Source organism: Microbacterium sp. NPDC057741 (assembly GCF_042798735.1).
Classification (GTDB): domain Bacteria; phylum Actinomycetota; class Actinomycetes; order Actinomycetales; family Microbacteriaceae; genus Microbacterium.
This window is the reverse complement of sequence record NZ_JBHVJW010000001.1, coordinates 673,327-700,096: the sequence shown is the minus strand read 5'-3', so window position 1 is coordinate 700,096 and position 26,770 is coordinate 673,327. Positions and strand designations below refer to the sequence as shown.

At 68.7% G+C, this 26,770-nt stretch carries 27 protein-coding genes and 1 pseudogene; 16 read left to right on the top strand and 12 right to left on the bottom strand.

The window, feature by feature from the left end:
• Nucleotides 1–6: 6 nt before the first annotated feature.
• A pseudogene (locus ACFVDO_RS03460) lies at nt 7–141 on the top strand (zinc finger domain-containing protein); the annotation flags it as partial.
• Nucleotides 142–251: 110 nt separating this feature from the next.
• Here ACFVDO_RS03460 and ACFVDO_RS03455 read toward each other — a convergent pair.
• The 5 genes from ACFVDO_RS03455 to ACFVDO_RS03435 form a co-directional block, all read right to left on the bottom strand.
• Nucleotides 252–1,577, bottom strand: coding sequence for an FtsX-like permease family protein (locus tag ACFVDO_RS03455; protein WP_378857654.1), 1,326 nt, complete (start codon nt 1,575–1,577; stop codon nt 252–254).
• On the bottom strand, nt 1,574–2,269 hold the full coding sequence (locus ACFVDO_RS03450) for an ABC transporter ATP-binding protein (RefSeq protein ID WP_378857652.1): 696 nt from the start codon (nt 2,267–2,269) through the stop codon (nt 1,574–1,576). Before ACFVDO_RS03450 ends, ACFVDO_RS03455 begins: the two co-directional genes overlap by 4 nt.
• Nucleotides 2,270–2,358: 89 nt before the next feature.
• A complete protein-coding gene (locus tag ACFVDO_RS03445) occupies nt 2,359–3,435 on the bottom strand; it encodes a GNAT family N-acetyltransferase (protein WP_378857650.1) in 1,077 nt (358 codons plus the stop codon).
• Nucleotides 3,432–4,541: a GNAT family N-acetyltransferase gene (locus ACFVDO_RS03440; protein WP_378857648.1), complete on the bottom strand. Its 1,110-nt coding sequence runs from the start codon at nt 4,539–4,541 to the stop codon at nt 3,432–3,434. The genes ACFVDO_RS03445 and ACFVDO_RS03440 overlap by 4 nt, the downstream gene beginning before the upstream one ends.
• A 12-nt stretch (nt 4,542–4,553) precedes the next feature.
• Nucleotides 4,554–4,841, bottom strand: a complete 288-nt coding sequence (locus ACFVDO_RS03435; protein ID WP_378857646.1) for a hypothetical protein — start codon at nt 4,839–4,841, stop codon at nt 4,554–4,556.
• Nucleotides 4,842–5,388: 547 nt separating this feature from the next.
• Between ACFVDO_RS03435 and smc the strand changes: the two genes are divergently transcribed.
• The 3 genes from smc (at nt 5,389) to ACFVDO_RS03420 (ending at nt 10,404) form a co-directional block, all read left to right on the top strand.
• Nucleotides 5,389–8,907, top strand: a complete 3,519-nt coding sequence (gene smc, locus ACFVDO_RS03430) for a chromosome segregation protein SMC (RefSeq protein ID WP_378857644.1) — start codon at nt 5,389–5,391, stop codon at nt 8,905–8,907.
• Nucleotides 8,908–8,959: 52 nt separating this feature from the next.
• On the top strand, nt 8,960–9,835 hold the full coding sequence (ftsY, locus tag ACFVDO_RS03425; RefSeq protein ID WP_378857642.1) for a signal recognition particle-docking protein FtsY: 876 nt from the start codon (nt 8,960–8,962) through the stop codon (nt 9,833–9,835).
• 68 nt (nt 9,836–9,903) lie between these two features.
• Nucleotides 9,904–10,404, top strand: a complete 501-nt coding sequence (locus ACFVDO_RS03420; protein ID WP_378857640.1) for a DUF2004 domain-containing protein — start codon at nt 9,904–9,906, stop codon at nt 10,402–10,404.
• 119 nt (nt 10,405–10,523) lie between these two features.
• Here ACFVDO_RS03420 and lipA read toward each other — a convergent pair whose 3' ends face one another.
• Nucleotides 10,524–11,513, bottom strand: coding sequence for a lipoyl synthase (lipA, locus tag ACFVDO_RS03415; protein ID WP_378857638.1), 990 nt, complete (start codon nt 11,511–11,513; stop codon nt 10,524–10,526).
• A complete protein-coding gene (gene lipB / locus ACFVDO_RS03410) occupies nt 11,510–12,169 on the bottom strand; it encodes a lipoyl(octanoyl) transferase LipB (protein ID WP_378857636.1) in 660 nt (219 codons plus the stop codon). The genes lipA and lipB overlap by 4 nt, the downstream gene beginning before the upstream one ends.
• A 66-nt stretch (nt 12,170–12,235) precedes the next feature.
• Here lipB and ACFVDO_RS03405 point away from each other — a divergent pair, with 66 nt between their 5' ends.
• Both ACFVDO_RS03405 and ffh read left to right on the top strand, forming a co-directional pair.
• A complete protein-coding gene (locus tag ACFVDO_RS03405) occupies nt 12,236–12,820 on the top strand; it encodes a TetR/AcrR family transcriptional regulator (RefSeq protein ID WP_378857634.1) in 585 nt (194 codons plus the stop codon).
• Between the two features lie 50 nt (nt 12,821–12,870).
• Nucleotides 12,871–14,421 (top strand): signal recognition particle protein, encoded by a 1,551-nt coding sequence (gene ffh, locus ACFVDO_RS03400; protein WP_378857632.1) that lies wholly within the window; start codon nt 12,871–12,873, stop codon nt 14,419–14,421.
• A 71-nt stretch (nt 14,422–14,492) separates the two neighbouring features.
• Here ffh and ACFVDO_RS03395 read toward each other — a convergent pair whose 3' ends face one another.
• Genes ACFVDO_RS03395 through ACFVDO_RS03385 form a run of 3 tightly spaced genes read right to left on the bottom strand, consistent with a single transcriptional unit; the run spans nt 14,493 to nt 18,921 of the window.
• Complete coding sequence (locus ACFVDO_RS03395) at nt 14,493–16,223, bottom strand: glycerol-3-phosphate dehydrogenase/oxidase (protein WP_378857630.1); 1,731 nt, start codon at nt 16,221–16,223, stop codon at nt 14,493–14,495.
• 26 nt (nt 16,224–16,249) lie between these two features.
• The gene (gene glpK / locus ACFVDO_RS03390; RefSeq protein WP_378857628.1) at nt 16,250–17,764 is read right to left on the bottom strand and encodes a glycerol kinase GlpK; all 1,515 of its coding nucleotides are present in this window, start codon (nt 17,762–17,764) and stop codon (nt 16,250–16,252) included.
• An 11-nt stretch (nt 17,765–17,775) separates the two neighbouring features.
• Entirely contained in the window at nt 17,776–18,921 is a 1,146-nt protein-coding gene (locus ACFVDO_RS03385) for a glutamate--cysteine ligase (protein ID WP_378857626.1), read from the bottom strand.
• Nucleotides 18,922–19,125: 204 nt separating this feature from the next.
• On the opposite strand from ACFVDO_RS03385, the gene rpsP reads away from it, so the two are divergent.
• From rpsP to ACFVDO_RS03355, 6 genes are all read left to right on the top strand, one after another.
• Nucleotides 19,126–19,545: a 30S ribosomal protein S16 gene (rpsP, locus tag ACFVDO_RS03380; RefSeq protein ID WP_378857624.1), complete on the top strand. Its 420-nt coding sequence runs from the start codon at nt 19,126–19,128 to the stop codon at nt 19,543–19,545.
• A 6-nt stretch (nt 19,546–19,551) separates the two neighbouring features.
• Entirely contained in the window at nt 19,552–19,782 is a 231-nt protein-coding gene (locus tag ACFVDO_RS03375; protein ID WP_116242719.1) for an RNA-binding protein, read from the top strand.
• A 1-nt stretch (nt 19,783) separates the two neighbouring features.
• Nucleotides 19,784–20,368, top strand: a complete 585-nt coding sequence (rimM, locus tag ACFVDO_RS03370; protein ID WP_378857622.1) for a ribosome maturation factor RimM — start codon at nt 19,784–19,786, stop codon at nt 20,366–20,368.
• 7 nt (nt 20,369–20,375) lie between these two features.
• On the top strand, nt 20,376–21,107 hold the full coding sequence (gene trmD, locus ACFVDO_RS03365; RefSeq protein ID WP_378857620.1) for a tRNA (guanosine(37)-N1)-methyltransferase TrmD: 732 nt from the start codon (nt 20,376–20,378) through the stop codon (nt 21,105–21,107).
• Nucleotides 21,108–21,224: 117 nt separating this feature from the next.
• A complete protein-coding gene (locus ACFVDO_RS03360) occupies nt 21,225–21,503 on the top strand; it encodes a hypothetical protein (protein ID WP_378857618.1) in 279 nt (92 codons plus the stop codon).
• A complete protein-coding gene (locus ACFVDO_RS03355; protein WP_378857616.1) occupies nt 21,500–21,934 on the top strand; it encodes a pyrimidine dimer DNA glycosylase/endonuclease V in 435 nt (144 codons plus the stop codon). The genes ACFVDO_RS03360 and ACFVDO_RS03355 overlap by 4 nt, the downstream gene beginning before the upstream one ends.
• 36 nt (nt 21,935–21,970) lie before the next feature.
• Here the strand turns inward: ACFVDO_RS03355 and ACFVDO_RS03350 are convergent, their stop codons facing one another.
• The gene (locus tag ACFVDO_RS03350) at nt 21,971–23,263 is read right to left on the bottom strand and encodes a hypothetical protein (protein ID WP_378857614.1); all 1,293 of its coding nucleotides are present in this window, start codon (nt 23,261–23,263) and stop codon (nt 21,971–21,973) included.
• A gap of 77 nt (nt 23,264–23,340) precedes the next feature.
• Entirely contained in the window at nt 23,341–24,123 is a 783-nt protein-coding gene (gene map / locus ACFVDO_RS03345) for a type I methionyl aminopeptidase (RefSeq protein WP_378857612.1), read from the bottom strand.
• A 121-nt stretch (nt 24,124–24,244) separates the two neighbouring features.
• Between map and ACFVDO_RS03340 the strand changes: the two genes are divergently transcribed.
• From ACFVDO_RS03340 to ACFVDO_RS03325, 4 genes are all read left to right on the top strand, one after another.
• Nucleotides 24,245–24,727, top strand: a complete 483-nt coding sequence (locus ACFVDO_RS03340) for an MFS transporter permease (protein ID WP_378857610.1) — start codon at nt 24,245–24,247, stop codon at nt 24,725–24,727.
• Between the two features lie 163 nt (nt 24,728–24,890).
• Nucleotides 24,891–25,238, top strand: a complete 348-nt coding sequence (rplS, locus tag ACFVDO_RS03335; RefSeq protein ID WP_378857608.1) for a 50S ribosomal protein L19 — start codon at nt 24,891–24,893, stop codon at nt 25,236–25,238.
• A gap of 117 nt (nt 25,239–25,355) precedes the next feature.
• A complete protein-coding gene (lepB, locus tag ACFVDO_RS03330) occupies nt 25,356–26,090 on the top strand; it encodes a signal peptidase I (protein WP_378857606.1) in 735 nt (244 codons plus the stop codon).
• Nucleotides 26,087–26,746 carry a ribonuclease HII gene (locus ACFVDO_RS03325; RefSeq protein WP_378857604.1) on the top strand — a complete coding sequence of 220 codons (660 nt, stop codon included), beginning with the start codon at nt 26,087–26,089 and terminating at the stop codon, nt 26,744–26,746. Before lepB ends, ACFVDO_RS03325 begins: the two co-directional genes overlap by 4 nt.
• The last annotated feature ends 24 nt before the right edge of the window (nt 26,747–26,770 follow it).

The following is a 26,770-nucleotide window of genomic DNA, read 5'->3' as shown; positions in this document are numbered from 1 at the left end:
TAGTGGGGGTATTTCGCGCACTCGCTCAACGCCTATGGGCGCACCGGGCAGTCCTGCCCGCGCTGCGGCGGGCCGATCCGCCGTGAGGCGTTCATGAATCGGTCCAGCCATTACTGTCCGAAGTGCCAACGGCGTCGCTGAACCCGCGCGTGCGCCTCAGACCGCATCACCGCATCTGCAGCGGACGGATGGGACGGCTGGAGCAGCTGAAGCGCGTCCTGCCGTCCCATCGCTGATCGCTTCGATCAGGGTCATGCCGCCAGCGTGAAGGACTTCGCGAGCAGCGGGCGCGTGACGCGGGTCGCCGCCCATACCGTCAGGATGCCGACCGCGAGCACGGCGAGGATGGTCACCAGCGAGAGCGGCGCGACGATCATGGTCAGGCCGAGAAGCGGAAGGATCATGATCGCCGCGCAGAGCGCGGAGCCGATCGCGGTGAGCATCAGCGGCGACATGATCGCGCGGGTGCGCGCAGCATCCACCGTCTCCATCGGCACGCCCAGCCGGTGCAGGCTTGCGTGCAGCTCACGCTGGTCCGCGATCGCAGATGCCTGGTTCACGCCGACGGATGCCGCGACCATGATGAACGAGCCGATGAGGGTGATGATCAGCCCGGTGCGCATGTCGGTCACGAGTGCGAGATCCTCGGCCCGTACGTCGCCCGTGCTCATCACATCCATGAGCGCGACGCCGGTCCCGGCGAACACGGCCATGAAGCTCGCCATCGCGATGCCGCTCACCTGCCGCCATGCGGCCTTCGGCGCATCCAGCACCATGCGGGCGGCGAGCATCCGCTCGGGCGTCTCGGCCCTCCGCAGTTGACGACGGGCGCGCACACCCAGCACCCACGGACCGATGAGGTTCAGCAGGCCGAGAACGATGGCGAACACGGCGGCGATGCCGACGGTGACGAACAGCGCGCCGGCGATGCTCGGCAGGACCTTGATCGCGACGAACGCCGCTGCCACGGCGACGGCGACGATCACTGCACGCAGCACGCCCATGCGCGGCGCGTCGGAGCGCATCCGCACTCCGAGCGGCGAGATGTTGACCCGGCGAAGACCGATCACTGCGCTGAGCACGGCGAGCAGGATCACTCCGCCGAGGACGGCGAGGATCTGCCAGGCCGGAAGGATGACCGCGAGCACGCCGAGCGGCGCGCCCCGGAAGGGGATCAACCCGATCAGGGGCGTGATCGCGAAGTACAGCAGGATGCCGGCGACCGCACCGACCGCGGCGATCAGCGCCGACTCCACGACGGTGGCGAAGGAGACGCCCGCCGGTGTCACCCCGAGCAGGCGCAGAGTGGACAGCCGCTCGTCGCGGCGCCGTGCGGAGAGCCGTGCGGCAGCACCGCCCAGCGTCATCAGGGGCACGATCAGCAGCACCAGCGCGACCGAAGCCAGCACCTTGTAGAGGTAGCCGTAGTCGTCGTCCCAGGTCCAGAACGACTGGGCGCCGCCGAGCACAGTGAGCACCAGCGCCGTGACGATCCCGAACGCGACGGCGGGGATCGCGATCACGCCGAGCGACCCGGGCGCGGGGCGCATCAGCATGCGCAGCACGCCGGCGTTCATGCCGACAGCTCCGCCGGGACGATCAGACCGTCGCGCATCGCGACCGTGCGGGAGCAGCGCGCAGCCACTCCGGGGTCGTGCGTGACGACGACCAGCGTGTGTCCCTGACCGGTCGTCGACCACAGCAGGGCGTCCATCACCTCGGACGAGGTACGGGAATCGAGGGCACCGGTGGGTTCATCGGCGAAGATCAGCTCGGCGCCGGTCACCTGTGAGCGTGCGATCGCGACGCGCTGCGCCTGGCCGCCGGAGAGCTCGCCGATCCGGCGCTCCTCCATGCCGGCGAGTCCCAGGGACTGCAGCCACGCGGCCGCATGCGGCAGAGCGTCGGAGCGCTTCATCCCGTTGATCATGAGGGCGAGCGCGACGTTCTCGATCGCGGTGAGTTCGGGGATCAGCAGTCCCTGCTGGAACACGAAGCCGAACCGCTCGCGCCGCAGTCTCGACCGCGCCGACTCACCGAGCGCGGTCACATCGACGGCCTCACCGGTGGAAGGGGCGAACTGCACCGATCCGCTGTCGGGCGTGATGATCCCGGCGAGCACGTGCAGCAGGGTCGTCTTCCCCGAGCCCGAGGCGCCCATGATCGCCACGGATTCGCCGCGCTGGACGGTCAGATCGACGCCGGCGAGGGCACGCGTGGGACCGTAGGACTTCTGGAGGGCGCTGGCGCGCAGGATCGGAGTGCTCATGATTCCAGCATCCGCGGATCGCCGGCGCGAGTCGTCGGCCCAGCGGATGATCCACCTCTCGGGGGATCATCCGCTGGGATGATCGACGATCAGACCAGGCGCTTCTGCCACGCTCCGGCGTATGCGACCGGCACGAAACCGATCGCCTCGTTGATGTCGAGCATCGGCCTGTTCTCCTCGACGTTGAACGTCGTGATCCTGGGCGACTCCGGAGCGACCTCGCGCCAGTGCAGGATGTTCGCGCACTTGACCAGCATCCCGAGCCGGTGACCGCGATGCTCCTTGAGCACCAGCGTGTTGTACTGGTGCGTCGGCTCCGTCCGGTCGGCGCCGATGACGAGTTCGTTGAACGCCGCGACCTGCCCGCTCGGCTCGTGCACGACCGCGGCGACCGACAGCGTCTGCTCGCTGTCGATGATCTTCTGCTCCCGGCGCGCGACGCGTGCGGCGTCCCAGATCTCCTCGTCGATCTCCATGGCACCGGCCGGGGCATCCGTCGACATCCTCGACAGGGCCCAGGCATATCCGTCGCGCAGCTCGGGCGGTGTCGGGATCGTCCAGAGCACGAGGCGGTAGTCCGGTCCGGCAGCGACCAGCGATTCGTCGAGCGCCCGCTGTACGTCGTCGATCGGCCCCGTCAGGTCGAAGGCGCTGTTGCGCTCGACCTGCTCGAGCACGAATCCGTTGGCCAGGAAGAGGTCGCTCTGCGGGGACCGCGCGATCGCGCCCCAACCTGTCGCAGGTACGAGGGTCTCGCCTGTGGTCGTGACACGGTGCAGTGTCCAGGCCTGCATGATGCTGCGGCCCAGCGCTCTGGTCTCCGCCTCGACACGTGCGAGGAGCGCGTCCTCGATGCCGTGACCGCGGTCGGCCCGCAGCACCATCAGATCGAAGTCGGTGCTGGTCGGCTCCGCGAGAGCGTGGTTGAGGATGCAGGCGCCGGCGATCCTGGTTCCCTCACGGACGACGAAGACTCGGTGCACGGTGTCGGCGTCATCTCGCAGGTCCGCCAGCATCTCCACAGGCGTGAAGTCGAGGTCGGTGAGATCGGCGTCCTCACGGCAGATCGCGTTGTTCAGCTCGGTCAGCGCGCGCAGATCCGCCGCTTCGGGGCCCTCGGCGGATGCGGGCAGGACGAGCTGTTCGATGGTGAGCGTGTCGCTCATCGGAGTTCCTTCTTCCAGGCGCCCTCGTGGGCGAAGGCGGTGAATCCGATGTCCTCGTTGATCGAGAGCATCGGGCGGTTCTGTTCGGAGTTGTAGGTGATGACCCGAGGCGAATCGGGGTACCGCTCGCGCCAGGCGAGCAGACCTGCGGTCTTGACGAGCATGCCGAGCCGGTGCCCGCGATGGTGCGCGAGCACGAGGGTGTCGTACTGATGGGTGACGCCGGCGGCGTCGGGACCGATCGCCAGCTCGTTGAACGCGCTGAGCTCACCGGTCTCGATGTGCTGTGCGGCGGTGACGAACTGGTGGTAGCCGCGTGCGGCGGTGCGCTCGTCCTGCTGCGCCACGCGGGCGGCGTCCCAAGTCTCCTCGGGAAGGCCGAGCTCGCCTTCCGGCACGTCGGTCGACATGCGCGACTTCATCCACGCATAGCCGTCCACGTACTCTGCGGGTGTCGGCAGCATCCACTGCACGATGCGGTAGGCGGATGCGTGGTCGGCCGCCTCCGCGGCCTCCGCCTCCAGCCGGGCGACGCTGTCGTCGGTCCAGAGATAGCGGCTGGCGCGCTCGACGGTCTCGAGCGAGTAGCCGTTGCGTGTCAGGAATCGCGCGGCGCGGTCGGCGGGCACCGATCCGAAGCCAGTCGGTGACGGCACGGTGTCGAGGCCGGAGCCGTCGTCATGATGTTCGGCGAAGTGCACGAGCTTGCGCACGCCCGCAGCACGCGCAGCGGTCTCGAGCTGTTCGTAGGCGGCGCGGCCGATGCCCCGGTCCTGCGCCTCCTTCAGCAGCGCGACGATGATGAACGCCGTGCGCCCGCCGTCGTCCTGCAGGATGTCGAGGGCGCAGCATCCGACGATCCGGCCCTCCGACTCGACGTACCACTGGCGGCGCGTCCTGTCGGGCGTGCTGTAGAGCATCGGCAGCAGCGATTCCGCCGAGAGGGAGTCGTCGTCGCGACCCGTGCTCTCGAGGATGCTGCGGTTCCGCACCTCCGCGTACTCGCGGATCAGCGGGGTGGGCCCCGCGTCCGCCCGTTCCGGAAGAACGAGCGGACGCAGGGTCGCGCCGGCGGGGAGCGCGTGCACAGGCGGGGTGGCGGTCATGATGATCTCGATTCAGCGCAGCCGGAGCTGCAGGTCGTAGATGGGCGCCTGGGCGTCCTCGATGGTGGGACGCGCGCGCTCGAGGGCGAGACGCTCGCGACGCTCCTGTTCGGTGATGCGGTCGTCGTGCCGCAGTGTCCGCTCCAGCAGCCAGAGGCCGATGCGCAGCCTCAGCCGATCGGCCGGAGTCAGGTACTGACGCTCAGCGGCGTCGGGGAGGGTGAGGATCTGGCGATCCTCGGTATCCGGCGGGTGCCCCTGACGCTGCAGGGTGCCGGGGGTGAGCAAAGAGGTATTCACGGTGATTGGTTCCTTAAAGGTCGATCGATGGGACGATCTGGGGTGGTCGTCGCGCGCTCAGCGGCGGACGGATCCACGGAAGCCGGCGGTCTGCCGGCCGGAGAGGCCGGCGGATGCCGGTGATGCGCTGCCGATGGTCGGCGAGTTGCGCGGGAGGCGTCAGACCTGTGGTGTCGATGCGACGACAGGGACGCGGCGATCGGATACCGGCACAGAGGTGCCGGGAGGATCGAGGAGGGCGGGGCGCCTGTTAACTCAGCCCGGAGACTCCGACGGGAGAAACCGAGTGCGCGAAGCACGCGAACGAACGCGCGGCTGGGCCATTGAGGCGGGCATCAAACTTCGTGATCATCATCGGTCTCTCCTTTCCTTCAAGCGATCGGTGAGTCACGCTAGCGGGAAATTCACAGCCGAGTCAAGCGTTCGGGTGTGTCCTCGGCGTGTCGCGTATGGGCGGATCGGTCGCGGGACGGCGCGGAATCCCCTGAAGAGCCGCGTGATTCCGGTAGCGTATGGGCGTGATTCCCCCGACCCCGAAGGCGCCTGCATGCATCTGAAGAGCCTCACGCTCAAAGGCTTCAAGTCGTTCGCGCAGCCGACGACCTTCGTCTTCGAGCCGGGCGTCACCTGCATCGTCGGCCCGAACGGATCCGGCAAGTCGAACGTCGTCGACGCCCTGGCCTGGGTGATGGGGGAGCAGGGCGCGAAGACCCTGCGCGGCGGCAAGATGGAGGACGTCATCTTCGCCGGCACCTCCACACGCGGGCCCCTCGGCCGCGCAGAGGTGCAGCTCACGATCGACAACTCCGACGGCGCGCTTCCGATCGAGTACGCCGAGGTCACGATCAGCCGCACCCTGTTCCGCAACGGGTCGAGCGAGTACGCGATCAACGGCACCGGATGCCGGCTGCTGGACGTGCAGGAGCTGCTGAGCGACTCGGGCCTGGGCCGCGAGATGCATGTCATCGTCGGACAGGGGCGCCTCGACACAGTGCTGCAGGCCTCGCCGGAGGACCGCCGCGGATTCATCGAGGAGGCCGCCGGCATTCTCAAGCACCGGCGCCGCAAGGAGAAGACCCTCCGCAAGCTCGACGCCATGGAGACCAACCTCACCCGCCTCAGTGATCTGGCGGGGGAGATCCGGCGCCAGCTGAAGCCGCTGGGACGCCAGGCCGAGATCGCGCGTGAGGCGCAGACGATCGCCGCAGTGGTGCGGGACGCGAAAGCGCGACTGTTCGCGGATGACGTCGTCGCGCTGCGGACCACTCTCGCCGATCACACCCGCACAGAGAACGAGCGGCACACCGAGCGCCTCGTGCTCTCCGAGCAGGTCGACTCCGCGCACACGGGAATCCTGCGGCTGGAGGCCGAGCAGAACTCGGCCGCCGTCGACGAGGCCCGACGCGTGGCCTTCGGCCTGGAGCAGGTGCAGGAGCGCATGCGCGGGCTGTTCACGCTCGCGAACCAGCGCCTGGCACTGCTCGGCACCGAGGATGACGACGCGGTGACCGCGGTCACCGTCACGCAGAGCACGATCGATGACGCCAAGGACGAGATCACCCGCATCTCCGAGGGGCTCGGTGACGCGCAGGACGCCGCGGCCGCCGCGAGCCGTGAGGTCGTGCAGGCCCGTGCCGAGCTGGACACTCTGGATGTCGACATCGCGGAGCAGAGCGCGCTCGTGTCGGCCTACGACATGCGGCTCACCACGTTGCGCGGCAACGCGGATGCCGCGGCATCGGCCCTGGCCGCCGTGCGTGGCGCAGTGCTGCGACAGGAGAACGCGCTCGAGGCCGCGCAGACGCGCCGCCGAGAGGCGGCCGAGGCTCTCGAGGCGTTCGAGGAGGGCGAGGCGCCGGAGGGTTCGGCTGCCGAGCACGCCGCGGCCTACGAGACGGCGCAGCAGGCGGCGACCTCGGCGGAGGCCGAGCGTGACGGACTGCGTGAGCGCCTTCATGAGGCGGAGCGCGAGGCCGACGCGCTCACGGCGAAGGCGGCGGCGCTGACGAGCGCGCTCTCGTTCTCCGGCGGTGCCGCGGATCTGGTGGCTGAGGGCGCACCAGGTGCGCAGGGTCTCGTCGGAGACTCCGTGCAGGTCAAGGCCGGATTCGAGGCAGCCATCGCCGCGGTCCTCGGCCCGCTCGCCGAGGGCGTCCTGGTGGATGCAGTGGACGACGCCTTCGCCCTGGTCCCGCACGCCGAGGGACGTGGTGCCATCGACATCGTGATCGGATCGACCGTGTCGGTCGGCGCAGCATCCGCCGTCGCCGGGGCGGTGCCGGCGACCGAGGTGGCGACCGCGCCCGCCGGCGTGCTGGGGATCCTCGCGCACGTGCTGATCGTGGATGACCTGGGCGCGGCGCGCAGCGCGCGAGCCGCGCTGGACGCTCTGAGCGACTCGACGACGACGATCGTGACCCGTGGTGGCGAGGTGCTCACCGCGCACACGCTGCGGGCCGGGTCGGGGGAGCGGTCGCGGCTGGAGCTCGCCGCCGAGCGGGATGCCGCGGTGGAGCGCCTGGACGAGGTCCGCGCGACCGTCGAAGAGCTGCGCGCGGAGCGCGCCGAGGCGACGGAGCGCGTCGAGACCACGCGGCGGGAGGCCAAGGAGGCGCTGCAGCGCCTGCGTGAGCACGACGCCGCACTGGCTACGCACGCAGAGCAGTTGAATCGGGTGACAGTGCGACACGAGGCGGCTGTGGCCGAGTGCGATCGGCTGGAGTCCGGGTTCGGGCAGGCGCAGTCCGCGGTGGCGGATGCCGAGGCGGCCATGGCGAAGGCGAAGGGTGAGCTCGAGGGCGCCGAGGGCGAGCCCCGGCCCGTGCTCGACGCCTCGGCCCGTGACGGTCTGCTCGAGGCGCTCGAGACCGCTCGCGAGGGCGAGGTCAGGGCGCGGCTCGAGATCGAGACGCTGCGCGAGAGAGTGCGCGCCGCGCAGACCAGGGTCGCGACTCTCGAACGGCAGCGGGAGTCGGAGCGGGCCGCTGCCGAGGAGGCGGCCCGGCGGGCCGTCATCCGGCGTGCGCAGCGAGAGGCGGCGAGCGGCGTCGCCGAGGAGCTGCCACGAGTGCTCGACTCCATCGACCGATCGGTCACCGAGGCGCGGATGGCGCTGGCCGAGGCGGAAGCGGAGCGCTCCGCCCAGAACGAGGAACTCAGCGCGCTGCGCGCCCAGGAGAGCGCGCTGCGGGAGCGTCTGGCCGGCCTCACCGAGAGCGTGCACGGACTCGAGCTGCAGATCCACGAGAAGAAGCTGCACCTGTCCAGCCTGCTCGAGCGGGTGTCGTCCGAGCTCGCTCTGGACGAAGATATTCTCGTTGCGGAATATGGACCCGATCAGCCTGTTCCTCGGGATCCTGGTGCGGAGGAGCAGGACGCGGATGCCGCGATCCCGTTCGACCGCCGCATCCAGGAGCGTCGTCTGAAGGACGCGGAGCGCAAGCTCGGCCAGCTCGGCCGGGTCAATCCGCTCGCGCTCGAGGAATTCGCCGCGCTCGAGCAGCGGCACGCATTCCTCACCGAGCAGCTGTCCGATCTGACGAAGACCAGGCAGGATCTTCTGACGATCATCGCGGAGCTCGACGAGCGGATGCAGACGATCTTCGCCGCCGCATTCGAGGACACCAGACAGGCGTTCACCGAGGTGTTCCCGGTGCTGTTCCCCGGCGGTTCCGGCAGCATCTCGCTGACCAAGCCCGACGATATGCTCACCACCGGCATCGAGGTCGCGGTGCGACCTGTCGGCAAGAAGATCGAACGTCTCTCCCTGCTCTCCGGCGGCGAGCGGTCGCTGGCCGCCGTGGCACTGCTGGTCGCGATCTTCAAGGCGCGTCCGAGCCCGTTCTACATCCTCGACGAGGTGGAGGCGGCGCTCGACGATGCGAACCTCGGCCGGCTGCTGGCCGTGTTCGAGCAGCTGCGCGAGAGCTCGCAGCTGCTGATCATCACGCACCAGAAGCGCACGATGGAGATCGCCGACGCCCTGTACGGCGTCTCGATGCGGCAGGACGGCGTGTCCGCGGTCGTCGGTCAGCGCGTCGGCGACCGCGCAGCGGCGGCTGTCTGAGCCGTCGGCGAACACGCCGGGTCTGTGCCGTCGCGCGCTCTAGGCTGGAGTCATGGCGGAGAAGTCCTGGTCCCTCGGTCGCGCGCTGCGCGGCATGTTCGTCAAGCCCACGATCGATGAGACGACGTGGGATGACCTCGAGACCGCGCTGATCGGTGCGGACTTCGGACCTGACATCACGGAGCGCGTCGTCGATGAGCTGCGCGAGAAGGTGGAGCGCTACCGCACCACCGACCCGAAGGACCTGCAGCGGATGCTGCGCGAGACCCTCGAGGAGCACTTCGCGAAGTTCGACACCACGCTGAAGCTCTCCGAGCGACCCGCCGTCGTCCTCGTCGTCGGAGTGAACGGGGTCGGCAAGACGACCACGATCGGCAAGTTCACCAAGTTCCTGCGCGGCTACCAGCGCAGCGTGGTCGTCGGCGCTGCCGACACGTTCCGCGCCGCCGCAGTCGAGCAGCTCGGCACCTGGGCGCAGCGCGCCGGAGCAGCGATCGTCCGCCCCGAGCAGCAGGGCCAGGACCCGGCATCCGTCGCCTACCAGACTGTGGACTACGCGAAGCAGAACGGCATCGAGATCGCGATCATCGACACCGCCGGCCGCCTGCACACGAAGGGCGGCCTGATGGACGAGCTGGGCAAGATCAAGCGCGTCGTCGAGAAGCAGGCCCCCATCAGCGAGGTGCTGCTGGTGCTGGACGCGACGACAGGGCAGAACGGCGTCATGCAGGCCGAGTCGTTCCTGCAGCACGCAGGCGTCACCGGTCTCGTGATCACCAAGCTGGACGGCTCCGCGAAGGGCGGATTCGTGCTCGCCGTGCAGGAGCGCACCGGCATCCCGGTGAAGCTGCTCGGTCAGGGCGAGGGCATCGACGACCTCACCGGCTTCACCCCGCACGTGTTCGTGCAGTCGCTCGTCGGCGCCTGATCAGAAGTCGGCCGCAACACTGGCGCGTCGGGCTGGCGCAAGACGCACAAGGCTGGTTGCATAGCGATATGGCGATCGAACACGACTACTTCGGACTGCTGTCCTCGGGGCCGGACGGGTCGATCTTCTGGTCGGAACGAGTCGACCTAGGTGATCAGTCGGTCACCGTCGACCTCACCGCACCGGACCAAGACGACGTGTCAGTCGACGCTCTCGACATCGCGGCGGCGCTCATCAGCGGACTCGAGGACGTGGATGCCACGGCCCGGCGCTCGATGCTCTCCGAGCTCGACGATCGCACCAGCGAGGTGACCGAGTACATCCTGCAGCAGCAGGAGGAGTTCGGCGATCAGCTCGGCGAGGTGCTGGTCGACATCTCAGGTGATGATGCCGTCGACATCATCCGCTCGCTCACGCTGGTCAGCATGACGCTGCTGGTCGATGAGCACGGCGGCAGCGACCCCTTCGCCGTGCTGGAGTACATGCTCGACGCCGGCGGCGCGGACGACGTGCTGCTGGTGAACCTCGCATCCGACGGCTCTGTGCTGTCGGTGATGAGCGGCGACTGAACGTCCTTCGTCACTTCGCCTCGCTCAGCACGGCGCTCGTCGCTGCGCTCCTCGCTCAAGACCCGGAGGGTGAACTTCCCGGACCCTGAGCGAGCGAAGCGAGACGAAGGGCGTGACTCTCAGACCGCCTGAGCGAAGCCCAGGTCGGCGCTCTCGGCGATGTGCGCGAGGTGCGGGGGGATCTCCCGGCCCTTCGAGATCATCGACTGCGCCCACAGGCGTCCCGCGCGGTACGAGGAGCGCACCAGCGGGCCCGCGAGCACACCGAGGAATCCGATCCGCTCGGCCTCTGTCTTGAACTCGACGAACTCGTCGGGTTTGACCCAGCGAGCGACGGGCAGGTGCCGCGGGGAGGGGCGGAGGTACTGCGTGATCGTGATGATGTCGCATCCGGCGTCGCGCAGGTCCTGCAGCGCCTGCACGACCTCCTCCGGCTCCTCGCCCATGCCGAGGATGAGATTCGACTTCGTGATCAGTCCGGCCTCGTGGCCCTGGGTGATCACGCCGAGGGAGCGCTCGTAGGTGAACGCCGGGCGGATGCGCTTGAAGATGCGCGGCACTGTCTCGACGTTGTGCGCGAAGACCTCAGGGCGGGCCTCGAAGATCTGGTTCAGATTCTCGGGCTTGCCGCCGTGGTCGTTCGCGAGCAGCTCGACACCGGTGTTCGGGTTCTGTGCGTGGATCTGCCGCACGGTCTCGGCGTTCAACCAGGCGCCGGTGTCGGGCAGGTCGTCGCGGGCGACGCTGGTGACGGTGGCGTAGCGCAGGCCCATCCGCTGCACGCTCTCGGCGACGCGACGGGGCTCATCGGTGTCGTAGTCGGCGGGCTTGCCGGTATCGATCTGGCAGAAGTCGCAGCGACGGGTGCACTGCGATCCGCCGATGAGGAAGGTGGCCTCGCGGTCCTCCCAGCATTCGAAGATGTTCGGGCAGCCGGCCTCCTGGCAGACGGTGTGCAGGTCCTCGCTCTTCACCAACGAGTGCAGGGCCTGGTACTCGGGGCCCATCTTCGCCTTGGTGCGGATCCACTCCGGCTTGCGCTCGATGGGGGTCTCGGAGTTGCGGACCTCGAGACGGAGCAGCTTGCGTCCCTCGGGCACGGCGCTCATGCCGCCACCTCCGCGTACTCCGCGGCGAACGCGTCGGAGACGGCCTGCACGATGTCGCCCGGCGACACGTCGCGTCCGGTGACCTCGCTGACGGTCGTGACACCGGCATCGGTGATCCCGCACGGAATGATGCCACGGAAGCCCGCGAGCGTGTTGTCGCAGTTGATCGCGAACCCGTGCATGGTCACACCCTGCTGCACTCGGACACCGATCGCGGCCACCTTGTCCTCGCTGAGCGGACGGCGCACCCACACGCCGCTGCGCCCCTCGACCTGGTAGCCGTCCACCCCGAGCGGCTGCAGGATGCTGATCAGCAGACGCTCCATGCGGCGCACGTGCGCGACGACGTCCATCGGCTCGGGCAGACGCACGATCGGGTATCCGACCAGCTGACCGGGGCCGTGCCAGGTGATCTTGCCGCCGCGGTCGACGTCGACCACGGGCGTGCCGTCCTGCGGGCGCTCCTGCGGCTCGGTGCGCTTGCCGGCGGTGTAGACCGCCTCGTGCTCGAGCAGGAGCAGGGTGTCTGGGCGGTCGCCCGCGACGACGTCACGGTGCACACTGCGCTGCAGCTCCCAGCCGTCGAGGTAGGGGACGAACTCGGGGTCGAGTCCGGCGATCTGGATGTCGAGCATGTGCACGCTCCATCGGGTCACGGTTATTGGATCGCGTCCAAGAATACAACTGTTCGGCGTTCTCGGCGCACCGATACGCTGTGGCACATGGATTCACCGTCGCGAGCAGGCCGCCCCCGGGCATCCTCGAGGGAGACTCTCGCGGAGGCCGCGTGCGAGCTGTTCCTCGAGCAGGGCTACGACGCGACCTCGGTGGCCGACATCACTCGGAGGGCCGGCGTGAGCCGCTCCAGCTTCTTCAACTACTTCTCCTCGAAGAGCGACGTGTTGTGGTCGGGGCTCGATGCACGCATCGACGACGCGCTCGTCGCACTGGCCGCGCTGGGAACGGATGCCACGGGGTCGGCCGTCCGCGAGTCGCTGCGACACGTGATCAAGGACTTCGCACCAGACCCGCTGGCACTCGCGATCCGCAACGAGGCGGCGATGGGGTTGGAGACGGAGCTTCAGCACGACCGGGGGGTGCGGCACGGGCGGCTCGCCTCTGCCGTGGCGTCGGCGGCGCGAGCGTCTGGGGTGGGGGAGATCCCGGCCGACATCCTCGGCGCGGCGTGCGCCGCCGCCGTGCTGTCCTCGATCAGAGTCTGGGCCGAGAAGGGGGCAGGACAGGCCTCTCTGGAGGCGCAGTTCGACGCCGCGCTGAGATGCATCCACGATCTTCCCTGGGGCTGAGCGTCTGAGGGCCGAGTTCGCGGTTCCGCTCCCGTAAACTTGACGGCATCATGGCTACCTTTGGCACGCTCTCCGATCGGCTGACCGAGACCTTCCGCAACCTGCGCACGAAGGGCAAGCTCAGCCCCGCCGACGTCGACGGCACCGTCCGCGAGATCCGTCGCGCTCTGCTCGACGCCGACGTCGCGCTCCCCGTCGTCAAGGACTTCACGGCGAAGGTGCGCGAGCGCGCCCTCGGCGACGAGGTGAACAAGGCGCTGAACCCTGCCCAGCAGGTGGTGCAGATCGTCAACGAGGAGCTCGTCGCGATCCTCGGTGGTCAGCAGCGCAGGCTCGAGTTCGCCAAGACCCCGCCGACGGTGATCATGCTCGCCGGCCTGCAGGGTTCGGGCAAGACGACGTTCGCGGGCAAGCTGGCCAAGCAGCTGCAGGGTGAGGGTCACACGCCCCTGCTCGTCGCCTGCGACCTGCAGCGTCCGAACGCGGTCACGCAGCTGACCGTTGTGGCCGAGCAGGCCGGTGCTGCGATCTACGCGCCCGAGCCGGGCAACGGCATCGGTGATCCGGTGAAGGTCGCCAAAGACGGCGTGGAGCACGCCCGCCGCACCCAGCACGACGTCGTGATCATCGACACCGCCGGTCGCCTCGGTGTGGATGCCGAGCTGATGAAGCAGGCCGGCGACATCCGCAAGGCGACGAACCCCGACGAGGTGCTGTTCGTCATCGACGCGATGATCGGTCAGGACGCCGTGAACACCGCGAAGGCGTTCCAGGACGGCGTGGACTTCACCGGCGTCGTGCTCTCCAAGCTCGACGGCGATGCCCGAGGCGGTGCCGCGCTGTCGGTCGCCTCGATCACCGGCCGCCCGATCATCTTTGCCTCCACCGGCGAGAACCTCGACGACCTCGAGCAGTTCCACCCCGACCGCATGGCGAGCCGCATCCTCGACCTCGGTGACATCCTCACCCTGATCGAGCAGGCGCAGTCCGCGTTCGACGAGGCCGAGGCGATGAAGGTCGCCGAGAAGCTCGCGAACGAGGCGTTCACGCTGGAGGACTTCCTCGAGCAGATGCAGCAGATGCGCAAGATGGGCTCGATGAAGAAGATGCTCGGCATGCTGCCGGGCATGGGCCAGATGAAGCAGCAGCTCGACGACTTCGACGAGCGCGAGATCGACCGCACCGAGGCGATCATCCGCTCGATGACGCCGGCCGAGCGACGCAACACCAAGCTGCTCAACGGTTCGCGCCGTCTGCGCATCGCGCGCGGCTCCGGCATGACCGTGACCGATGTCAACCAGCTCGTGCAGCGCTTCGAGCAGGCCGCGAAGATGATGAAGACTGTCGCCCGCGGCGGCACCCCGCAGATCCCGGGCATGGGACCGATGGGCAAGCCCGGCGCTTCCGCCAAGCGCGGCAAGAAGGGCGCCAAGGGCAAGAGCGGCTCGCGGTCGGGCAACCCCGCGAAGCGCGCGGCCGAGAACGCCGGCGTTGGTGTCGCGCCCGCCGAGGCGACCGGCTCTGGGTTCGGCCTCGGCGGTCAGAAGGCCCCGAGTGAGGCCGACATGGCCGAGATCCAGAAGCTGTTCGGAAAGAGCTGACGTCCTTCGTCTCGTCGCTGCGCTCCTCGCTCAGGAGCCGGTTCCTGAGCGAGTGAAGCGAGACGAAGGGGTCAGCGGGACACGTGTTCCGCGGCCAGGTCCACGCCGTGGCGCTCGCGCAGCGAACGGACGGTCTCCTCGACCTCGGCATCCGTCTTCGCCGCATCCCAGCCGAGCACGGCGGCCATCGCCTCCGCGACGGTGCGCACCGTCGCGGCGTCCGCGTCGCCGGTGAACACGAGGTTCGTGCGCCGGAACAGGATGTCCGAGACTCGGCGCGCATGCTCCTTCTCGATCATCCAGAGCAGCTCCCGGGTGGACAGCTGATCGCCGAGCAACGGCTCATCGTGCTCTTCGGCGAGGAACGCGGCGACGTGCGCCGCCCGCGTGCCGTACCGCACGAACAGCACGCGCCCGCGCGCGTCGTCGCCGACGTTCTGTCGAAGCCATTCCACGGTTCGCCGCGGCGTACGCGGGTAGCCGTTGCCGCCGCCGATGCGCACACCCTTCGTCCGGCTCACCCGCGGGCGGCCGAGCTCGGCGAGCACGCGGTCGGACAGCGACTCGCCAAGGGCGCGGAAGGTGGTCCACTTGCCGCCGACCAGGCTGAGCACCGGAGGCAGCCCGGCATCCTTCCGGCGCTCGATCCGGTAGTCGCGCGACACGAATCCGGGAGCGGTGTCATCGTGGTGCGGCAGCGGGCGGATGCCGGAGAACCGGTAGACGATCTGGGAGCGGTCCACGGGGATCGCCGGGAAGACATGCCCGATGAGATCGAAGAAGTAGTCGATCTCCTCCTCGGTGCACACCGCCGGCTCTCGGGGGTCGGCCTCGAGGTCGGTGGTGCCCACGAGCACCTTGCCCTTCAGCGGGTAGATCAGCACGATGCGGCCGTCGGAGTGCTCGAAGAAGATCTCCCTGCCGGCTGTCGCGGCCATCAGCTCGGGGTGATCGAGCACGATGTGCGAACCCTTCGTGCCGCCCATGAACGCGGTGCCGGTGCCGAGCGCGGCGTTGGTGAGGTCGGTCCACGGCCCAGAGGCGTTCACCACCACGTCCGCGGCGATGCGGAACTGCTCGCCGGACTCCCGGTCGCGCAGCAGGACGCCATCGCCGTCCAGGCCGATCGCCTCGACGTGGTTCAGCGCGCGGCCGCCGGCCTTCTCGCCGTCACGCAGCACATCCAGGGCGAGCCGCTCCGGGTCGTGGGCCGAGGCGTCGTAGTACGTCGCGGTGTACTTCACCCTCGGATTCAGATGGGGGAGTGCTGCCAGCGACTTCCTGCGGCCGTGAAAGCGGTGCCGCGGCACCGTGCCGCCGTCGCGTGAGAAGGTGTCGTAGATCGTCAGCCCGGTCTTGATCAGCAGCGCGCCGCGCTCGCGCGGCTTTCCGGACCCGTGGAACAGGAACCGGAACGGCGCGGTGAGGATGCCGGAGAACGTCGAGTAGATCGGGATCGTCGTCTCGAGCGGCCTCACGTAGTGCGGGGCGGTCTTCAGCAGGTCGTTGCGCTCCTGCACCGACTCCTTCACCAGCCGGAACTCACCATTCTCGAGATAGCGGATGCCGCCATGGATCATGTGGCTCGAGGCCGAAGACGCTCCTGATGCGAAGTCCTCACGTTCGACGAGCAGCACATCGACCCCCTGCAGGGCGAGGTCGCGGAAGGCGGAGATGCCGTTGATCCCGCCGCCGATGATCAGGACGCTCGCGCGCCCGACCTCCTGTGCTGCTCTGACATCAGTGCGCTCGCTCGTGGCCACGGCGGTCCCTCCCCGGATTCGTCCCCTCCATCCTCGCATCCGGCGCCGTTCTCGGCGCGGATCGCTCAGCGCACGTCGTCGTCGACCCAGTCCATCGACTTCTGCACGGCCTTGTGCCACAGGCGCAGCCTCCGCTCGCGCTCGGCCTGATCCATCGTCGGCGTCCACCGTCGGTCCTCGCGCCAATTCGCGGTGAGGTCGTCTACTCCGTTCCAGAAGCCGACGGCGAGACCGGCTGCGTACGCCGCGCCGAGCGCGGTCGTCTCGGCGATCACCGGGCGCACGACCGGCACGCCGAGGATGTCGGCCTGGAACTGCATGAGCGCGTCGTTCGCGACCATTCCACCGTCGACCTTCAGCTCGTTGAGAGCGGCGCCGGTGTCGCTGTTGACGGCGTCCAGCACGTCGCGCGTCTGGAATGCGACGGACTCGAGCGCGGCGCGGGCGAAGTGGTTCTTGTTGGAGAAACGCGTGAGGCCCACGATCGCGCCGCGGGCGTCGGGCCGCCAGTATGGCGCGAACAGGCCCGAGAACGCCGGCACGATGTGCACGCCGCCGTTGTCCTCCACTGCGGCGGCGAGGGCCTCGACCTCGGCGGCCGACTTGATGATGCCGAGCTGGTCGCGCAGCCATTGGATGAGCGATCCGGTCACCGCGATCGATCCCTCGAGGGCGTAGTGCGCAGGCGCGTCGCCGAGCTTGTAGCCCACGGTTGTGAGCAGCCCGTTCGCGGAGTGGACGATCTCCTCACCCGTGTTGACGATCAGGAAGCATCCGGTGCCGTAGGTGTTCTTGCTCTCACCGGCCGCGAACGCCGCCTGGCCGAAGGTGGCAGCCTGCTGATCACCGAGGATGCCCGAGATCGGCGTCTCGCGCAGCAGCGAGTGCGTCTCAGCTGTTCCGTAGACCTCGGACGAGGAGCGGATGCTCGGCAGCATCGACCGCGGCACGCCGAACTCGGCGAGGATGTCATCGCGCCAGTCCAGCGTCTCGAGGTCCATGAACAGCGTGCGGGACGCGTTCGTGACGTCAGTCGCGTGCACCCCGCCGTGGATGCCGCCGGTGAGGTTCCACAGCACCCAGGTGTCGGTCGTACCGAACAGCAGGTCACCCGCCTCCGCCTTGGCCCGCGCGCCCTCGACGTTCTCCAGGATCCAGACGATCTTCGTGCCGGAGAAGTAGGTGGCCAGGGGCAGTCCCACGATCGGCTTGAACCGGTCGACGCCCTCGGACCCCGCGAGGCGCTCGACGATGTCCTGTGTCCGGGTGTCCTGCCACACGATCGCGTTGTACACCGGCTTGCCGGTGGTGCGGTCCCACACCACCGCGGTCTCGCGCTGGTTGGTGATGCCGACACCGGCGATGTCGTGCCGGGTCAGGTGCGCCCGCGTGAGCGCGAGTCCGATGACCTCCTGCACGTTGTGCCAGATCTCCGCGGGGTCGTGCTCGACCCAGCCGGCCTGGGGGAGGATCTGCCGATGCTCCTTCTGCCCGGAGGACACGATGCGTCCGGCACGATCGAAGATGATGGCACGGCTCGAGGTCGTGCCCTGATCGATCGCGATCACGTGGTCCGGCATGCTGTGCTCCTTCAACTCAGGTGATGGTGTGGTCCGGTGCGGAACTCGTCGATGAGGTGCTGAACGACCATCCGCAGGTCTCCGCCGGTCGTGTCGGCGACGGCCAGCTGGCGCTCATAGCTCGCCCCGGTGTCGAGGATCGAGCCGACGCGCGCGAACTCCGCACCGCAGCGCAGATCGACGGCGACCGGCGCGAGTGTCTCAAGCAGTTCGATCAGGTGCTCACGCACGGGGCGCTGCGCGCCGGCGGAGTCGACGATGACCGTGGCATCCAACCCGTAGCGAGCTGTGCGCCATTTGTTCTCGCGGTGGTACCAGGGCTGCAGAACGGGCAGGGACTCACCCTCGTCCAGACGGCGGGAGAGGTGCTCGACGAGCACCTGCGTGAGCGCCGCGATGGCGGCCAGCTCACGCAGCGTGGACATCCCGTCGCACGCGCGCACCTCGATCGTCCCCCAGCGCGGTGCGGGGCGGATGTCCCAGCGCACCTCTGTCGCGTCCGACATCACGCCGGTGCGGACCATGTCGTCGAGGTACCCCTCGTACTCGGCCCAGGTGTGCAGTGGCCAGGGGAGTCCTGCCGTCGGCAGCTGCTGGAAGACCAGCGCGCGGTTGGAGGCGTAGCCGGTGCGCTCGCCCGCCCAGAACGGGCTGGAAGCCGCGAGAGCCTGCAGATGCGGGAGGTAGGCGCCCAGCGCGCCCACGATCGGGAGCACCTTGTCGCGGTCCTCCACTCCGACGTGCACGTGGATGCCCCAGATCATCATGTTCCGACCCCACCACTGGGTGCGCTCGATGAGCGAGTGGTAGCGCGTCTTGTCGGTGACCTTCTGGTCGTACCACTGCGCGAACGGGTGGCTCCCGGCCGACAGCAGCGCGATGCCGGCGGGGTCCGTGGCCGCACGCACTTCACGGATCGCCTCCGAGATGTCCCCGATCGCCTCGGCGACCGTGCCGCCGACCCCGCTGGTCACCTCGACCGTGTTCGTGAGCAGTTCTCCGGTGACGGTGTGGCGGCTGTTCGCGCTGGCGGCCTCGAGAGCGTCGAGCAGCTCTGGTGCGCGGCCGACGAGGTCGCCGGACTGGGGATCCGCGAGCATGACCTCCCACTCGACCCCCACAGTCGAGCGCGCGGAATCGGCGAAGGCGATCGTCACGAGCACAGTCTGACATGCGGGGGTGCTCCGACACGCGACACTGTGACGGTTCGCGACAGTGGCCGGGATCTGGCAGAATAGAGGGTCGGACGACGTGCTCGACCCTCTATCCAGCGCGCCATCCCCCATTAGAGCTTCCACCGGGTGTGCACCCCACGCTCCAGGTGACCGGTTCGTCTTCCTTCAACACCATTCAGGAGAATCGTGTCTGTCAAGATTCGTCTCAAGCGCTTCGGCAAGATCCGTGCGCCGTACTACCGCATCGTCGTCGCCGACTCGCGCACCAAGCGCGACGGTCGCGTGATCGAGGAGATCGGCAAGTACCACCCCACCGAGGAGCCCTCGTTCATCGAGGTCGACTCCGAGCGTGCGCAGTACTGGCTCTCCGTCGGCGCCCAGCCGACCGAGCAGGTCGCTGCCATCCTCAAGATCACCGGTGACTGGGGCAAGTTCAAGGGCGACAAGGACGCGAAGTCCACCCTCAAGGTCGCCGAGCCCAAGACGCCGTTCGAGGTCGATGCCTCGAAGAAGTCGGTCGTCAAGCCCAAGGCCGAGAAGAAGGCCGCGGAGCCCGTTGAGGCTCCCGCCGAGGACGCGGCCGAGGCCGCTGCCGACGCAGAGTAATCCGCTGTGCTCGCCGCCGCGCTCGAACACGTCGTCAAGGGGATCGTCGATCACCCGGACGATGTCCGCATCACCGCATCCGCGTCGTCTCGTGGCGACCTCCTCGAGGTGCACGTGCACCCGGATGACCGTGGTCGCGTGATCGGGCGCGGCGGCCGCACCGCCAAGGCGCTGCGTACGCTGATCGCAGCCCTCGCCGACGGCCGTCGGGTTCGCGTCGACGTCGCGGACGACTGACGTGGCACAGGAACGCAACCAGCTCCGCGTCGGACGTCTCCTGAAGGCCCACGGCCTCAAGGGCGGGCTCAAGCTCGAGCTCTACACCGATGACCCGGGCCGCCGATTCGTGCGCGGTGCCGAGTTCACGCTGCAGGTGCCGGAGGCATCCGTCTGGCACGGCAAGACCCTCACCGTCCGTGAGTACCGGGTGATGAACGGCAGCTCCGTCGTCTTCTTCGACGACGTCGAGGACCGTGACGCCGCCGAGTCGCTCGTGCGCGCCATCCTCTGGATCGATCAGGACCTGGACGAGGTCGAGGACGACGCCTGGTACGACCACCAGCTCGCCGGTCTCGACGTGGTGCGCGATGACGAGGTCATCGGCCGCGTCGTGCGCATCGAGCACATGCCCGCGCAGGACCTGCTGATCGTCAGGGCCGCAGACCGCGAGGTGATGGTGCCGTTCGTCAAGGCGATCGTTCCGACCGTCGACGTGAGTGCCGGGCGCATCGTCGTCACCCCGCCGCCCGGACTCTTCGAGGAGCTTCCGACCGCGGATGCTGCCGCTGAGACGGACGCAGACGGCGGCTCCGCCGCGGAGTGACGCGATCATGCGCATCGACGTCGTCTCGATCTTCCCGTCCTATTTCGACGGTCTGACGCTCTCGCTGCTCGGCAAGGCGCAGGACGCAGGCATCCTCGACCTTCAGGTGCACGACCTGCGCGAATGGACGCACGACCGGCACCGCACCGTCGACGACACCCCGTACGGCGGGGGAGCGGGTATGGTCATGAAGCCGGAGCCCTGGGGCGCCGCGCTCGACGAACTCGCTTCTTCCTCGGTTCCTGAGCGCCCTTCGTCTCGCTCCGCTCGCTCAGGAACCGCTGAGCGGCCCACCATCATCTTCCCCTCGCCTGCCGGCGAGGTGTTCACGCAGGCGACCGCCCGTGACCTCGCGACCCGCGAGCATCTGATCTTCGGCTGTGGCCGCTACGAGGGAATCGACGAGCGAGTCTTCGAGTACGCCGCGTCACTCGGCGAGGTGCGCCTGATCAGTCTCGGCGACTACGTGCTCAACGGTGGCGAGGTCGCCGTCATGGCGATGACCGAGGCGATCGGCCGGCTCATCCCGGGCGTCGTGGGCAACCCCGAGAGCTTGGTCGAGGAATCGCACGAGGACGGCCTTCTCGAGTACCCGTCCTACACCAAGCCGTCGGTGTGGCGGGATCGGGCCGTGCCCGACGTCCTGCTCAGCGGCAACCACGGTGCCATCGCCACCTGGCGGCGCGAGCAGCAGCTCGAGCGCACCCGCACTCGGCGACCCGACCTGCTCGACGAGTAGGCGCTGGTCGTACCGACTCCAGAAACGGGGGCACCGCGGAGCACAGGAGCGATGCGCGGATCCGGTCCTGTTCTCGCGCGTTCTCCAGCGCTCGCGCACGGCTGCTAGCGTCGGATCATGGTCGATGAGGTTCCCGCGCAGTCGTTCCGCAACGCCGGCGAGGACTTCGACCGCGTCCGTCCTGGCTTCCCCGCGGATGCCGCGGATGCCGCCGTACCGACACCTGTGGGCGCCGTGCTCGATCCCGTGAGTTCCTTCCTCGCAGCATCCGACGATGAGGACGCACGGATGGTCGCAGATGTGGCGCGCGTCCTCGACACCGCTCCTGAGGCGGCCGGAGGCGACGAGTTCGACCCGCCGCAGCCGACCGACGTCGACATCTACGGCGTCTCGTGAGGCTGTGGTCGCCGCACCCGCGGTATCTGGACCGCCAGGCGCTCGTCGCGTGCTGGCGCGAGGCCCTGCTCGCGCAGGCGGTGCTCGCCGGGAGGACCGACGGATATCGCAACCATCCGCAGTTGGTGCGCTTCCGCGAGCGGCCCGACCCCCTCGCGGCAGTGGGGATGTTCCTGTCCGGCATCGCTGTCGAAGCTGATGCGCGAGGCTACCGCTTCGACAGGGCGCGGGTGCTCGTTCCGGGCGATCCGGACGGCAGCCTCGACGTGACCTCGGGTCAGCTCGAAGCCGAGTGGCACCATCTGGTGGCCAAGCTCGCAGGGCGCATTCCGGAGCTCGCAGATAAGTGGGGCTCGGTTCAAGCGCCGGATCCGCATCCGCTTTTCACCGTTGTGCCCGGCGGCATCGCCGATTGGGAGCGGGCGCGCTGACGGCGTCGTGCCCCTGACCTGCAGGGCCGTCCGGCGTCAGATGGCGGTGGGGATCATCCAGAACACGGACCCGACCTGCGCTCCCGGGTCTCCCTGCGGATTCCAGGCGACCCCGCCGGGAGTCGCGGGGTTGGCGGGCTGCGAGTTGGAGCTCTGCGGCCAGATCAGCAGCTTCCAGTACCCGGGCTTGTCGAGCGTGATCGTGCCGCCCAGCGACGGGTCGGCCGTGCCGAGAAGAACGCCGGCAACCCCGCTCGCGTGGTTGGGGACGGTCACCGGTCTGGGCTCCGGCGTGATCGCGGCGGCGGCACCGTCCTCGTGCACGAACTGGTAGTACACGGTGACGGTCTGATCGTTGCCGATCGCCGCCGCGCGCCCGGAGTTCAGCGAATCGAGGTGGAACACGTTCGCCGTGAGGGGGCCGCCGGAGACGGGGACGGAGTTGCCCCAGCCGGCCTGGGCATTGGGGCCGATGTAGCCCGGAAGGCCATTGGTCGTGCTGTCCCATGCATTCACGGCCACAGGCCGGCCCACGCTCGGGCGGCGATCAACGTTGAGCAGCGGCAGCGTGACGGTGGTGTCCGCATGGCCGGACCACGTCGCCCTGAGGATCCAGGTCAGTTCCTGTGTCGCGATCGCGCCGATGTCGGAGTCACCACGCGCATGGATGAACAGCCGCTCGTGCGCGGAACCGACGGTCTGCACTGTGAGGATCCCGTATGCCTCGCCCACGGAATCGCGCACCGCCGCGCTGTTGTCTCCGCCCTGCCGCGCCAGTGCAGTGGTCGCGTTCGCCGTGGTCGGAAAGTAGTTGTAGTACAGACCCGTCGGGCGCACGCCTTTGGGCACCAGGATCGCGAGGTCTGCGCGGAACTCATCCGGCCCGTCGGTGATGACGTTCATTCCGCCCAGACCGGTCATCGTGTACGCAGCTGTCGCATCGATCGGTGCGGATGCAGACACTCCGCCGGTCGCGGCGGTCAACGAGCCGCCCGAGGACGCGGACGCCGCGATGAACGCCGGAATCGCGAAAGTGCCGGGGCCCGTGCCGACGGTGCGGGTCTCCGAACCGCCGTCGGCCCAGACGAAGCCGGCGGGAAGCGTCACCGTCACCTCGAGGCCCGCGTTGTCGGCGGCCACGACCTGCGCGTCCGCCACCGTGTCGCCGACCGCCACCTCGGCAGGGACACCGCCGAATTCGATGGACGGCTCGCCGCTCGCGGAGGCGAGCGGCACTGCGATCGCGGCGGTGATGACCGGTGCGCTCCAGGCGGCGGCGCGTAGCATTGTGCGGCGGGGGATCCCGCGATCGTTCACCACGTCAGCCACGCACCACTCCTAGCGGTTGTCTCGGTCCCGAGAGGACGAACGGCGCCAGGTTACCAGCGCGGGGCGCGCAGCAGGTGTCAGTCGACGCCGAGGAAACTGCGGTCGGTGAGGATGATCGGGCCGTCGGCGGTGATGGCGATGGTGTGCTCCGAGTGCGCACCGCGCGAGCCGTCCGCACTGCGCAGCGTCCAGCCGTCCGGGTCGGTGACGAGCTCATCGGTCGTCGCGAGGAACCATGGCTCGAGGGCCATGACGAGGCCGTCGCGGAGGGGGAAGCCGCGGCCGGCGCGGCCGTCGTTGGGCACGTGCGGGTCGCCGTGCATGATGCGGCCGACCCCGTGGCCGCCGAAGTCGGTGTTGATCGAGTAGCCCTCGCCGTGCGCGACCTCGGCGATCGACGCGGAGATGTCTCCGATGCGGTTGCCGACGGTGGCCGCGGCGATCGCGGCATCCAGAGCGCGCTCCGTGGTGTCGATCAGGCGCAGGTCCTCGTCGCGCGCGGTGCCGACGACGAAGGACACCGCGGAGTCGGCGACCCAGCCGTCGACGGACACGGCGAAGTCGAGGGAGACGAGGTCGCCGTCGCGGAGGACGTAGTCGTGCGGAAGTCCATGCAGCACGGCGTCGTTGATCGACGTGCAGATGACCTTGCCGAACGGACCGTTGCCGAAGGAGGGGGCGTAGTCGATGTAGCAGGACTCCGCACCGGCCTTGCGGATGAGGTCGTGAGCCCGGCGGTCGATCGCCAGCAGGTTGGTGCCGACCTTCGTCTCGTCGCGCAGGGTCGCGAGCGTCTCCGCCACGAAGCGTCCGGCGGCGCGCATCTCATCGATCTCGGCGGGGGTGCGCAGTTCGATCATCGGGGTGTCCCTTCTTCGGACATCGTCAGGATGCCTGGCATCCATTCTCCCCGATCCGGATGTCACCATGCTCACAGCGAACGGAGAACCCCGTGACCCTCCACGGCCGTACCATCGGAGTATGTGGCTGCGCAGCGCGTTCTTCCGGTGGCTCTTCCCGGCGGCGATCGTGCTGCCACTGTGGCTGCTGATCGGCTGGGGCGTCTTCCAGTCCGGGGGATGGGCCTTCCTCTGGGTGATCCTCATCGCCGCGCCGTCGGTGCTGATCGGTGAGATCGTGCTCACGCTCCTCACCCGCGCGCGACCGTCGGTGCGCGCGGAGCGCGCCGTCTCCTGGTGGGATGTGCTGGGCTTCGGCGTCTGGCACGCCCTCACGATCGCGGTCGGGTTCTTCCCCGACGGGGGTTTCGGGTGGCTGTTGACCGGCGCGATCGTCGCCTGGCTGGCCGTGTTCTGGCTTCAACTGTGGCAGCTCTGGAGCGAGGCGAAGGGCAGCGGATTCAGCATCCGCGAGACAGCGACCTGGTCGACCGTCACGCCGGGCGCGCGCAGTGCGAGCGAGCCGGACGTGATCATCGTGCAGGAGAACGACCGCAGGGACTGACTCGTTTTTGCCCGCTCGGCGATCCATGGCAGAATAGATTCTCGTGCCGTGACCCGGTTCTGCCTCAGGGGAACCCGCGGACGCCTTGCGCGCCGTTCGGCACACATCAACGTATTCCTTCCTAAATGCATCCGACCTGTGGCGAGTGCAGAGAGAGACGATCATGCAGATCCTCGACGCCGTCGACGCGGCTTCGCTCCGTAGCGACATTCCCGAATTCTCCCCCGGTGACACGGTCAACGTGCACGTGAACATCACCGAGGGCACCCGCTCCCGCGTCCAGGTCTTCAAGGGCGTCGTCATCGGCCGCCAGGGCGACGGCGTGCGCGAGACCTTCACGGTCCGCAAGATCAGCTTCCAGGTGGGCGTCGAGCGCACCTTCCCGGTGCACTCGCCGGTGATCGACCACATCGAGGTCGTCACCCGCGGTGACGTGCGCCGCGCGAAGCTGTACTACCTGCGCAACCTGCGCGGCAAGAAGGCCAAGATCAAGGAGAAGCGCGACAACTGATCGCAGCTCTTCTGAAAGCACCCCGGGACACGCGTCCCGGGGTGCTTTCGTCGTGTCAGGATGTGCGACCCTTGTTATTGCCGTCTGCGTACGGTGCACCCGACGCGAAGGATGGAAATGACGACTGAAGCCGCTCCTGCTGCCGCCCCCTCGAAGCGGCGTCGTGGCATTCTCGTCTTCCTGCGCGACCTGCTGGTGATCATCGTCATCGCCGCGCTCGTGTCGTTCGTCGTCAAATCGTTCGTCGTCCGCTCGTTCTACATCCCGTCCGGCTCGATGGAGCGCACGCTGCTGATCAACGACCGCATCCTGGTCGATGAGCTCACGCCCCGCTGGACCGGCTACGACCACGGCGACGTCGTGGTCTTCAAGGACCCGGGTGGATGGCTGCCGCCGCTCCCGGCCGAGCAGCCGCAGCCCCCGCTGGTCAAAGCGATCGACGGCGTCCTGACCTTCATCGGGCTCTCCGCCTCGGACTCGCAGGACCACCTCGTGAAGCGGCTGATCGGGCTGCCCGGCGACCACGTGGTGTGCTGCAACGCGGTCGGGCAGATCACGATCAACGGCGCCCCGATCGACGAGTCGTCGTACCTGAATCTGCCGCCCGGTGACACGAGCGCCTCCGACACACCGTTCGACGTGACCGTGCCCGAGGACTCGCTGTGGGTGATGGGTGACAATCGCACCCGCTCGCAGGACTCGCGCGCGCACCAGGAGCTCCCCGGCGGGGGCTTCGTGCCGCTCGACAACGTCGTGGGTCGTGCCTTCCTGCTCACCTGGCCGCTGGACCGCTTCGGCCTGATCGACACGCAGGACGACGTGTACGCCGGAGTGCCAGAGCCGAAGAAATGACCGTCGTCGCGCCCCGGCTCACGCTGGAGAGGTCGCTGCTCAAGGAGTACGACCTCATCATTGCGCTGGACGAGGTGGGCCGCGGCGCGCTGGCAGGGCCAGTGGCCGTCGGCGCTGCGGTCATGGATGCCGCAGGTGCCAGACGGCGAGTGCCCGAGGGACTGCGCGATTCCAAACTGGTCACCGAGCGACGACGCCCTGACGTGGCATCCCGCGCGGCCGCGTGGGTGGTCGCCTCGGAGGTCGGGTGGTCCAGCGCCGCCGAGATCGACGAGGTCGGCATCATGCGCGCGCTGGGTCTCGCCGCCTCCCGCGCCATCATCGGCGTGCTCGGCACGGACGCGGTGAGCGAGCGGACGCTGGTGATCCTGGACGGGAACCATGACTACGTGTCGGCGGTGCATCCCTCTCGGCTGCAGGTGCGGCCGGTGATCAAGGCCGACCGCGACTGCGCCTCGGTGTCTGCGGCATCCGTGATCGCGAAGGTCGCGAGGGACACGCTGATGGTCGAGCTGCACGAGCAGCATCCCGCATATCAGTGGGAGCGCAACAAGGGCTATGCGAGCGCCGAGCACCGTGCCGCGATCCGCGAACGCGGGCTCTCGCCATGGCACCGCGCGTCCTGGGCGATCTCGGACGCACCGACCCTGTTCTGACGGTCGTGGGCCGCGCCCGAGGCG

Bases quoted from the DNA above. Each gene is read 5' to 3' on its own strand.
- smc (WP_378857644.1), top strand. From the start codon at position 5,389: ATGCATCTGAAGAGCCTCACGCTCAAAGGCTTCAAGTCGTTCGCGCAG.
- ACFVDO_RS03325 (WP_378857604.1), top strand. From the start codon at position 26,087: ATGACCGTCGTCGCGCCCCGGCTCACGCTGGAGAGGTCGCTGCTCAAG.
- lipA (WP_378857638.1), bottom strand. From the start codon at position 11,513: ATGAGCGCCGTGCCCGAGGGACGCAAGCTGCTCCGTCTCGAGGTCCGC.
- map (WP_378857612.1), bottom strand. From the start codon at position 24,123: ATGATCGAACTGCGCACCCCCGCCGAGATCGATGAGATGCGCGCCGCC.
- ACFVDO_RS03405 (WP_378857634.1), top strand. From the start codon at position 12,236: ATGGATTCACCGTCGCGAGCAGGCCGCCCCCGGGCATCCTCGAGGGAG.
- ACFVDO_RS03360 (WP_378857618.1), top strand. From the start codon at position 21,225: ATGGTCGATGAGGTTCCCGCGCAGTCGTTCCGCAACGCCGGCGAGGAC.
- ACFVDO_RS03420 (WP_378857640.1), top strand. From the start codon at position 9,904: ATGGCGATCGAACACGACTACTTCGGACTGCTGTCCTCGGGGCCGGAC.
- trmD (WP_378857620.1), top strand. From the start codon at position 20,376: ATGCGCATCGACGTCGTCTCGATCTTCCCGTCCTATTTCGACGGTCTG.
- ACFVDO_RS03395 (WP_378857630.1), bottom strand. From the start codon at position 16,223: ATGCGAGGATGGAGGGGACGAATCCGGGGAGGGACCGCCGTGGCCACG.
- ACFVDO_RS03340 (WP_378857610.1), top strand. From the start codon at position 24,245: ATGTGGCTGCGCAGCGCGTTCTTCCGGTGGCTCTTCCCGGCGGCGATC.
- ftsY (WP_378857642.1), top strand. From the start codon at position 8,960: ATGGCGGAGAAGTCCTGGTCCCTCGGTCGCGCGCTGCGCGGCATGTTC.
- ACFVDO_RS03450 (WP_378857652.1), bottom strand. From the start codon at position 2,269: ATGAGCACTCCGATCCTGCGCGCCAGCGCCCTCCAGAAGTCCTACGGT.
- rplS (WP_378857608.1), top strand. From the start codon at position 24,891: ATGCAGATCCTCGACGCCGTCGACGCGGCTTCGCTCCGTAGCGACATT.
- lepB (WP_378857606.1), top strand. From the start codon at position 25,356: ATGACGACTGAAGCCGCTCCTGCTGCCGCCCCCTCGAAGCGGCGTCGT.
- ACFVDO_RS03440 (WP_378857648.1), bottom strand. From the start codon at position 4,541: ATGACCGCCACCCCGCCTGTGCACGCGCTCCCCGCCGGCGCGACCCTG.
- ACFVDO_RS03445 (WP_378857650.1), bottom strand. From the start codon at position 3,435: ATGAGCGACACGCTCACCATCGAACAGCTCGTCCTGCCCGCATCCGCC.
- ffh (WP_378857632.1), top strand. From the start codon at position 12,871: ATGGCTACCTTTGGCACGCTCTCCGATCGGCTGACCGAGACCTTCCGC.
- glpK (WP_378857628.1), bottom strand. From the start codon at position 17,764: ATGCCGGACCACGTGATCGCGATCGATCAGGGCACGACCTCGAGCCGT.
- ACFVDO_RS03455 (WP_378857654.1), bottom strand. From the start codon at position 1,577: ATGAACGCCGGCGTGCTGCGCATGCTGATGCGCCCCGCGCCCGGGTCG.